The organism is Cobetia sp. 29-18-1, from assembly GCF_029846405.1.
In the GTDB taxonomy this organism is placed as follows: Bacteria; Pseudomonadota; Gammaproteobacteria; order Pseudomonadales; family Halomonadaceae; genus Cobetia; species Cobetia amphilecti.
Genome location: NZ_JARWKS010000042.1, coordinates 1 through 2,921, shown reverse-complemented (window position 1 = coordinate 2,921; position 2,921 = coordinate 1). Strand labels below are relative to the sequence as shown.

At 53.4% G+C, this 2,921-nt stretch carries 1 rRNA gene; it reads left to right on the top strand.

Going from position 1 to position 2,921, the window contains the following annotated elements:
* Nucleotides 1-13: 13 nt before the first annotated feature.
* A 23S ribosomal RNA gene (locus QD208_RS17505) occupies nucleotides 14-2,900 on the top strand.
* The last annotated feature ends 21 nt before the right edge of the window (nucleotides 2,901-2,921 follow it).

The following is a 2,921-nucleotide window of genomic DNA, read 5'->3' as shown; positions in this document are numbered from 1 at the left end:
CTTGGGGTTATATGGTCAAGCGATTAAGCGCATACGGTGGATGCCTTGGCAGCCAGAGGCGATGAAGGACGTGATAGCCTGCGATAAGCGTTGGCGAGGTGGCAAATACCCTGCGACCCAACGATTTCCGAATGGGGAAACCCACTCACCATCAGGTGAGTATCTATAGGCCAATACATAACCTATAGAGGCAAACCCGGGGAACTGAAACATCTAAGTACCCGGAGGAAAAGAAATCAACCGAGATTCCCCAAGTAGCGGCGAGCGAACGGGGACCAGCCCTTAAGCGTGACAACTGACAGACGAACAAGCTGGGAAGCTTGACGATACAGGGTGATAGTCCCGTAGTCGAAGTCTGAGTCACGTGAAATCGAGTAGGTCGGGGCACGAGAAACCTTGACTGAACATGGGGGGACCATCCTCCAAGGCTAAATACTCCTGGCTGACCGATAGTGAACCAGTACCGTGAGGGAAAGGCGAAAAGAACCCCGGCGAGGGGAGTGAAATAGATCCTGAAACCGTATGCGTACAAGCAGTGGGAGCACCTTCGTGGTGTGACCGCGTACCTTTTGTATAATGGGTCAGCGACTTATATTCTGTGGCGAGCTTAACCGTATAGGGGAGGCGTAGGGAAACCGAGTCTTAACTGGGCGACCAGTCGCAGGGTATAGACCCGAAACCGGGCGATCTATCCATGGCCAGGGTGAAGATTGAGTAACATCAATTGGAGGCCCGAACCCAAGTATGTTGAAAAATGCTGGGATGAGCTGTGGATCGGAGTGAAAGGCTAATCAAGCCCGGAGATAGCTGGTTCTCCTCGAAAGCTATTTAGGTAGCGCCTCACGTATCACCGCTGGGGGTAGAGCACTGTTTCGGCTAGGGGGTCATCCCGACTTACCAACCCGAGGCAAACTCCGAATACCAGTGAGTGCAGCGTGGGAGACACACAGCGGGTGCTAACGTCCGTTGTGAAAAGGGAAACAACCCAGACCGTCAGCTAAGGTCCCAAAATCCTGATTAAGTGGGAAACGATGTGGGAAGGCTCAGACAGCTAGGAGGTTGGCTTAGAAGCAGCCATCCTTTAAAGAAAGCGTAATAGCTCACTAGTCGAGTCGGCCTGCGCGGAAGATATAACGGGGCTAAATCAGGTACCGAAGCTACGGGTTCATCCTTATGGATGAGCGGTAGAGGAGCGTCGTGTAAGCCAATGAAGGTGGATTGAGAAGTCTGCTGGAGGTATCACGAGTGCGAATGCTGACATGAGTAACGATAAGGGGAGTGAAAAACTCCCCCGCCGGAAGACCAAGGTTTTCTGTTCTACGTTAATCGGAGCAGAGTGAGTCGGCCCCTAAGGCGAGGCGGAAACGCGTAGTCGATGGGAAACGGGTTAATATTCCCGTACCGGATGTGGTTGCGATGGGGGGACGAAGAAGGCTAGGTGAGCCAGGCGTTGGTTGTCCTGGTGAAAGCATGTAGGCCGAGGAATCAGGCAAATCCGGTTCCTCTGAGGTCGAGATGCGAGACGAACTGACCACGGTCAGGAAGTCATCGATGCCACGCTTCCAGGAAAAGCCTCTAAGCTTCAGATCACATGCGACCGTACCCCAAACCGACACAGGTGGTCAGGTAGAGAATACCAAGGCGCTTGAGAGAACTCGGGTGAAGGAACTAGGCAAAATGGCACCGTAACTTCGGGAGAAGGTGCACCGGTTCGAGTGAAGGACTTGCTCCGTAAGCTCTTACCGGTCGAAGATACCAGGTGGCTGCAACTGTTTATTAAAAACACAGCACTCTGCAAACGCGCAAGCGGACGTATAGGGTGTGACGCCTGCCCGGTGCCGGAAGGTTAATTGATGGGGTTAGCTCACGCGAAGCTCTTGATCGAAGCCCCGGTAAACGGCGGCCGTAACTATAACGGTCCTAAGGTAGCGAAATTCCTTGTCGGGTAAGTTCCGACCTGCACGAATGGCGTAATGATGGCCACGCTGTCTCCACCCGAGACTCAGTGAAATTGAAATCGCAGTGAAGATGCTGTGTACCCGCGGCTAGACGGAAAGACCCCGTGAACCTTTACTATAGCTTTACACTGGATGCTGATGTTGTCTGTGTAGGATAGCTGGGAGGCTTTGAAACCACGTCGCCAGATGCGGTGGAGCCAACCTTGAAATACCAGCCTGACATCATTGGCGTTCTAACTCAGGTCCGTTATCCGGATCGAGGACAGTGTATGGTGGGTAGTTTGACTGGGGCGGTCTCCTCCTAAAGAGTAACGGAGGAGCACGAAGGTACCCTCAGCACGGTTGGAAATCGTGCATTGAGTGCAAGAGCATAAGGGTGCTTGACTGCGAGACAGACACGTCGAGCAGGTACGAAAGTAGGTTCTAGTGATCCGGTGGTTCTGTATGGAAGGGCCATCGCTCAACGGATAAAAGGTACTCCGGGGATAACAGGCTGATACCGCCCAAGAGTTCACATCGACGGCGGTGTTTGGCACCTCGATGTCGGCTCATCACATCCTGGGGCTGAAGTCGGTCCCAAGGGTATGGCTGTTCGCCATTTAAAGTGGTACGCGAGCTGGGTTTAGAACGTCGTGAGACAGTTCGGTCCCTATCTGCCGTGGGCGTCGGAAGTTTGAGAAGAGCTGCTCCTAGTACGAGAGGACCGGAGTGGACGAACCTCTGGTGTTCGGGTTGTCATGCCAATGGCATTGCCCGGTAGCTACGTTCGGACGGGATAACCGCTGAAAGCATCTAAGCGGGAAGCCCCCTTCAAGATGAGACTTCCCTGAGGCCTTGCGCCTCCTGAAGGGCCCTTGAAGACTACAAGGTTGATAGGCTGGGTGTGGAAGCACAGCAATGTGTTGAGCTAACCAGTACTAATTGCCCGTGAGGCTTGACCATATAACACCCAAGGGGTTTGCG